Source organism: Pseudarthrobacter sp. (assembly GCF_036675385.1).
Taxonomy (GTDB): Bacteria; Actinomycetota; Actinomycetes; order Actinomycetales; family Micrococcaceae; genus Arthrobacter.
In genome coordinates, this window is the sequence record NZ_JAKFFD010000087.1 from 1 (window position 1) to 6,351 (window position 6,351).

Consider the following 6,351-nt stretch of genomic DNA (forward strand, 5'->3'; position numbering starts at 1 on the left):
GTGCCGTTCGCGTGCGCCGGGGGAGTGTGCGGCACGTGCCGCGCCAAACTGGTCACCGGCACCGTGACCATGGACGAAAACTACGCGCTGGAGCAGGATGAACTGGACAAGGGGTACGTCCTGACCTGCCAGAGCCACCCCACCAGCAAAGAAGTAACAGTCGACTTCGACGTTTAAGGAACCCATGATCTCCCTCTCCATCGCCAACAACGTCGCCGAAGTGGTCCTGAACGCGCCCCACAAGCTGAACTCGCTCGACGAGCAGGCGCTCGCTGATTTAACACAGGCGTACGACGACGCCGCTGCCGCCGCCTCGCGCGGTGAGGTGCGGGCGCTGCTGCTCAGGGGAGAGGGCCGCGCCTTCTGCGCCGGCCGGGACATTTCGGGCGTGACGCCGGAGACGGACGATGCCGAAGCGTACCTGGGCGGGCTGGTGCAGCCGTTGCTGAAGAAGATGAGCGCGTTCCCGGCACCGACGTTCGCTGCGGCACACGGTGCGTGCCTGGGTGTGGGGCTGGGCCTGCTGCTGGCCACGGACGTGGTGTACGTGGCGGAGAACGCCAAGTTCGGCTCGCCGTTTGCCAAGCTGGGCGCCACGCTGGATTCGGGTGGCCACTGGTACTTCACCGAGCGGCTGGGCATGCACCGGACGCTGGACCTGATCTACACGGCCGAACTCATCTCCGGCACCGAGGCCGTGGCGCAGGGGATGTTCAGCAGGGCCATGCCGGCCGATGAATTGTTGGCCAACACCAGGGAAATTGTGACGCGGGTTGCCGCCGGGCCCACGGGCGCCTTCACGGCGAGCAAGGAGCTGGTGGCGCACATCCGGGACCAGCGGCTGGGCCTGTGGGACGCCATGGCCGAGGAAAACGCCGAGCAGGGACGGCTCTGCAAGAGCGCAGACTACGCCGAGGGCTTCCGGGCGTTCCAAGAGAAGCGGGCGCCCAAGTTTGTCGGCTGACGGAGAGTTCCAGATGCGCTGCTGAGCTGCTCGAATACAAGACGTTCAAGACGGTGGGACCGCAGTTGGGTTCTTGCTGAGGCCTCTGAAGGCCCGAAGCGTCGCCAGCCGATATCTGAGTTCCTGCGTGTCGCCAGGTTGCGTGCGCTGTCCCAATAGACAGGACTGCAAGCCCGCGCCGATGGTATACAGGCCGATGGTATACAGACAGAGTGAAAATTTCTTTGCCTCGTGGGGAGGGCGTTGGTCCGATGGATTGTCCCCACCAGTTCGTAGGTGTTTGCGCGGAGTGTGGAAGTCTTGCCGATCGCGGAGGAAATCCACCCGACCATTTGCCAGCGATCCTGCCGGTTTCACTCGATGAGTCCGTGGGACTCTCGTAGTAGTGTGTGCCGGACTTCCGCACGCTGGATGATGTGGGTGACCTGTAAGAATGTCACTGATGTTTCGTGAAGCCAGGCGCGTCCAAGTAGTCGCCTCCTGAAAATTCGAGTACTCACCACCCTTAGATTTGGGCTGCGGAAGACTCAGCCTTGAGGAATGACGGCTTACATCGTAGAACTTCAAGCCCTGGAACACTGCTGCCAATGCTGTGGAGAGACGGCAATGGAAGTCTTTTGTGTAGATTGCCAAGACCACCACGACCTATAGGGGAGAGCGCATTGAGGTGCGCCGATGATGCTCACTCGGTCGAGGAATGTCACTCTCGTCCTTGAAGTGGGCACGGATTCCTGCGGTCCCATGTATTTTGTTGCCTTCCGCCGATCGACGCGGGCCGCGATGGGGAGCAGTGCCCACCAGCCCATGAGGGTATCTCGGAGTAGACCCGCGCCCAGCTGGCGCCCAGCCTGCACCCAGCGGGGTTATAGAAACGTTATATATGCTTGATGAGTGAATTTTTGGTCAAGTAGCGGAATCCCGAACATGAAAGAACGCCCGGTGGCGCCTGCATCCGGACTGATATCCGGGCGGCAGCACGCACTCGATGGCCTGCGCACCATCGCGGTAGCCGGCGTTTTCCTCTTCCACACGTTAACCGGGTTCGCCCCCGGTGGATCCATTGGCGTGGATGTTTTCTTCACGCTCAGCGGCTTTGTCATCACTCTCCTGATCATGAAGGAGTACCGCTCCACGGGCCGGCTGCGCGTTGGAGTTTTCTACGCCAAACGGCTCGCCCGGCTCTGGCCGGCACTGCTGGTTCTGTGCGCTGTGGTGGTTCTGGTCGGCCTGGTCTTTCCGTCGTCGGGGTGGGGCGGCCAGGAAGCCGATGCCATTCCGGCGGCTGGCTACCTGATGAACCTGTCCAACTTCGGAGCCTTCGGTTCCTCAACCGGCGGCGGCGCGCTGAGCCCCACCTGGACGCTCGCCGTCGAGGAGCAGTTCTACCTGGTCTGGCCGGTGCTGCTCCTGCTGATGCTGCGCTTCTGGAAGGTCCGCACGGTCGCCTGGATCACGGCCGTCCTGGCGGCGGGGTTCCTGGTTTCACGGTTCTTCCTGGTTTCCGGCGGGGCATCGCTGGCCCGGATTTACAACGGGCCTGATACCAGGGCTGACGAGCTGCTGCTGGGGTGCGCCGTGGCTCTGGTGTTGTCGTCCATCAGCCCGGGCACCAGGCGCCATGTTTCCCTGCAGACCGGTGTGCGCCGCAGCGGCCCGTTCGCGGGGCTTGCCCTAGTGCTGGCCGTTTTCCTGCTCGAAGAGCCCACCGAACCCGGTGCCTGGTTTGATATCTTCTGGACCGCCGGTCCAACTGCCTTGGCACTACTGGCCGGGCTGGCCATCGGGTGGCTTGTCCTGCTGCCAGAAGGCCTCATCTCAAAGGTCCTGGGCCACCGCTGGCTTTCCCGCCCGGGCCGGGACCTGTCCTATGGGATGTACCTCTGGCACTTGCCGGTCTTTATCCTGCTGATTCCCCTGGTCCCGTCGCTCGCCGTCCGCGTACCGCTGACGGCAGCCCTGACCGTTCTGATGGCTTACGGATCGTTCCGATTTGTGGAGCGGCCCATCCGCCGCTGGGCCTCCAGAAGGCTGGAACCCGCCGTCGTCCGTCCCGCCCCGGAGCCAGCACCGGAACCCGCTCGGGAATTGGAGCTGGCCGGCCGTACCTGAACGAACTGAGTTTCTCCGCGACGACGCCGGTAAGATGTGCCGGGTGACGAGAGACGGCGGCGACCCAGCATGACCAAGCAGGAATGGCTCAAGTACGGTGCACTTTTTCTGCTGGCCGTGGTCGCCTTCGGAGTAGCGGGAATCGCCCTGACGAATCCGCGCGGCCCAGGCGAAGCCGTCAGCCCTGTGACGGCAAGCTCTCCGACGGCCACGCCAACGGCTACTGCGTCGCTGGCTCCCACACCCACCGCCACCGCAACGGCCCGACAGCTGAAAATCCAGCTTCCTGCCCGGCCCGTCCTCCTGATTCTTGGCGATTCGTACACTGCCGGTGACGGCGCGGACCGGCCAGACCAGGGGTGGGCGTACCTTGTTGCCGGCTCGCTCGGATATCCCACCAACATCGACGGTGAGGGCGGAACCGGCTTCGCTTGGGGCGGTGGTCCGCAGGACAGCGCGGCCCGTGAGTACGAGGTCCGGTTGCGCGAAGCCGCTGCGGATCCGCGCTTCGTCCCCAACGTCCTCATACTGCAAGGCGGCCAGAACGACGCCCTGGTCACCAGCCCTGATGAAATCCAAACCGCCACGGCGCAGACCATCGAGGCGGCCCGCACGTTGTGGCCCGGCGTCCAGGTAGTGGTTCTTGGGCCCTCGGCCCCCCAGCCGTTAGCGGAGGAACTGCAAGGTGCGAACAGCGCCGTCCGCGCCGGGGCCGCAGCCGCCGGTGCTCCGTTCATCGACGCCTACGAGGCCGGCTGGTTCACGGGTGCCAACAGCCCGGGATTCGACTTTGACGGTGCGCACCCGAACACCGCCGGCCACGCGCATCTTGCCGAGAAGTTCCTGGAGTCCTGGGCCACGCTGACTCAGTGAGCCAGAGCCCGCCAAGACGGCGTGACTCAGCTGGGCCACGCCTCCAGGCGTGGCTCCTGACGGGCGTCGCCTCCGGGCAGGTTGAAGGCCGGGGCTTTGTGCCCTATGTCCGGTTCCGGGCTGGACCTAGCCTGAAGGCAACAGCGCGGCGAGGCCGCCTGCCGTATTTGCGGGAGGCAAACGGTGAACTCGGCAAAGACAAGCATCATCGCGGGCATCGGCCTGATCGCGGTCGGCGTGCTCATGCTGTTGGACCTGCTCGGCGTCGCGGAGAGCTTCGCTTATGTACCGGCGCTGATGTTCGCGGCGGTGGGGGTTGTGTTCATATCCCTCTTCATTCGAAGCCGCGAGAACTGGTGGGCGGCAATCCCCGGCTCGGTATTCCTGGGCGTGGCCGCCGTCATCACCGTCACTCAACTCACGGCCGGCAGTGCGGGCGGAGCCTACCTGTTCCTGTTCATGGCAGCCGGATTCGCCGCGGTTTACCTGCGCGAACCGGCCAACTGGTGGGCCCTCATCCCATGCGGGGTGATGTTCACGCTGGCCGTCATCGTGGCCCTCCCGCAGGCGCTCCAAGGCACGCCCGTCGCCGCCGTCCTGTTCCTGGGCCTGGCGGCCACGTTCGGGGTGCTGTCCCTTGTCCCGGTCCGAACTTCCGAGAACACCGGCCGGATGAAGTGGCCCTTGATTCCTGCTGCCGTTCTCGGCGGACTGGGAGTGATCTTCGCTCTCCAGGCTATGGCGCTGCTCATCCCCTTGGACTACGCCGTCTCGGCCGTCACGATCCTGGCGGGGATCGCCTTGCTGGTCTACGCCTACCACTCCTACCGCCACGGACAGGACAAGGCGCACGGCCTCTAATCGCGCGCCCTAACGCGTATCAACATCCTCGAACACCAGAAACGTCTGTGTGTCCTGGACGCCCGGCATCGCCTGCAGCTGGTCGAAAATCACCCGCCGCAGGTCGGTGTTGTCGATCGCGCGCACCAGCAGGATCACATCAAAATCGCCGCCCACGAGGGCGATGTGGTGGACCTCGGGGATCGCGCGCAGCTGCTCGCGCAGCTCACGCCATGAATGCTGGCTCACCTTGAGCGTCACATAGGCGGAGGACTTCAGCCCTGCCTTGATGGGGTCCACCAGGGCCGTGAATTTGGTCAGGACGCCTTCGCCGGTCAGCCTGGCGATGCGGGTGTACGCGTGGGCCCGGGAGATGTGGACGTTCTCGGCCACCTGCGTCACGGACATCCTCCCGTCCCGGGTGAGTTCGGCGATGATCCGGCGGTCGACGTCGTCCAGCGGCACCTCCCCGGACTCTCCTTCAAGTCGTGCCAATTCGTCCACCGCTCCCGCTCGTTGTCCAGATCACATTTCAATTCGTCTTCCAGAGTAGGTCCATCCGGCGGAACCTTCCACGATTTGGCGAACTACTGGATACGAAACTTCCCCGAGGGCCATACTGGAACCGACTAGTGGCTACAGAAGGACGGACCAATGACGATCTCCGCGGACCACCCTGCGCCGGACCAGGCCCAGCGTTTGCCGGCTGAAGATGCAGTATCCGAAGCGGTGCGGAAGTTCGGCATCACGGTGGAGGACTACATGCTGCCCGCCCGCCACCAGATCCAGATGGTGGACCCGGAGGGACGGCTCAAAGCCGAAAGTGAGCAGGGCACCGAACCCGGCCACGAGTATCCCTTGCCCGGCGATGAGGAACTGCTGGCCGCCTACGAGCAGCTCGTCGTCGGACGCCGCGTCAACGACCAGAATTCGGCCCTGGTCCGCCAGGGCCGCATGGCCGTGTACCCGTCCAGCCACGGCCAGGAAGCCTGCCAGGTGGCAGCAGCCCTCTGCCTCTCCGACGGCGACTGGCTGTTCCCCACCTACCGGGACGCCGTCGCTGTGATGGCCCGGGGGGTTGATCCCGTGGAGGCCATGACCATCTTCCGGGGTGACTGGCATAGCGGCTACGACCCGACCAGGCACAAGGTGGGCATCCAGTGCACGCCGCTCACCACCCAGCTGCTGCATGGCGTGGGAGTTGCGCACGCGGCCAAACTCCGCGGCGAGGACACCGTGGTCCTGGCGATGTGCGGGGACGGCGCCACCAGTGAGGGTGACTTCCATGAGGCCCTGAACTTCGCCGCCGTCTTCCACCTGCCCGTGGTCTTCTTCGTCCAGAACAACAAGTACGCCATCTCGGTTCCGCTGGCGCACCAGTCCGTGGCGCCGTCGCTCGCCCACAAGGCCGTGGGCTACGGCATGGCCGGCGAACGCGTGGACGGCAACGACGTGGTGGCCCTCCTCGCCGTGCTGGACCGGGCCGTGAAACTCGCACGGGAAGGTTCCGGGCCGCTCCTGGTGGAGGCACACACGTACCGGATGCAGGCACACACCAACGCCGA

The 6,351-nt window shown here is 64.8% G+C and carries 7 protein-coding genes; 6 read left to right on the top strand and 1 reads right to left on the bottom strand.

Features of this window, described 5'->3' with window-relative positions:
• From V6M49_RS07090 to V6M49_RS07110, 5 genes are all read left to right on the top strand, one after another.
• A partial coding sequence (locus V6M49_RS07090; RefSeq protein ID WP_332760684.1) for a 2Fe-2S iron-sulfur cluster-binding protein occupies window positions 1–177 on the top strand: 177 nt, incomplete at its 5' end.
• A gap of 7 nt (window positions 178–184) precedes the next feature.
• Window positions 185–964 carry an enoyl-CoA hydratase/isomerase family protein gene (locus V6M49_RS07095; RefSeq protein WP_332760680.1) on the top strand — a complete coding sequence of 260 codons (780 nt, stop codon included), beginning with the start codon at window positions 185–187 and terminating at the stop codon, window positions 962–964.
• A gap of 924 nt (window positions 965–1,888) precedes the next feature.
• Window positions 1,889–3,073, top strand: a complete 1,185-nt coding sequence (locus V6M49_RS07100; RefSeq protein WP_332760681.1) for an acyltransferase family protein — start codon at window positions 1,889–1,891, stop codon at window positions 3,071–3,073.
• 69 nt (window positions 3,074–3,142) lie between these two features.
• On the top strand, window positions 3,143–3,946 hold the full coding sequence (locus V6M49_RS07105; RefSeq protein ID WP_332760682.1) for an SGNH/GDSL hydrolase family protein: 804 nt from the start codon (window positions 3,143–3,145) through the stop codon (window positions 3,944–3,946).
• 183 nt (window positions 3,947–4,129) lie between these two features.
• Window positions 4,130–4,807 carry a hypothetical protein gene (locus tag V6M49_RS07110; protein ID WP_141141391.1) on the top strand — a complete coding sequence of 226 codons (678 nt, stop codon included), beginning with the start codon at window positions 4,130–4,132 and terminating at the stop codon, window positions 4,805–4,807.
• A gap of 9 nt (window positions 4,808–4,816) precedes the next feature.
• Here V6M49_RS07110 and V6M49_RS07115 read toward each other — a convergent pair whose 3' ends face one another.
• A complete protein-coding gene (locus V6M49_RS07115; protein WP_141141390.1) occupies window positions 4,817–5,281 on the bottom strand; it encodes an Lrp/AsnC family transcriptional regulator in 465 nt (154 codons plus the stop codon).
• Window positions 5,282–5,440: 159 nt separating this feature from the next.
• Here V6M49_RS07115 and V6M49_RS07120 point away from each other — a divergent pair.
• The coding region (locus V6M49_RS07120) for a thiamine pyrophosphate-dependent enzyme (RefSeq protein ID WP_332760683.1) at window positions 5,441–6,351 on the top strand (911 nt) is incomplete at its 3' end.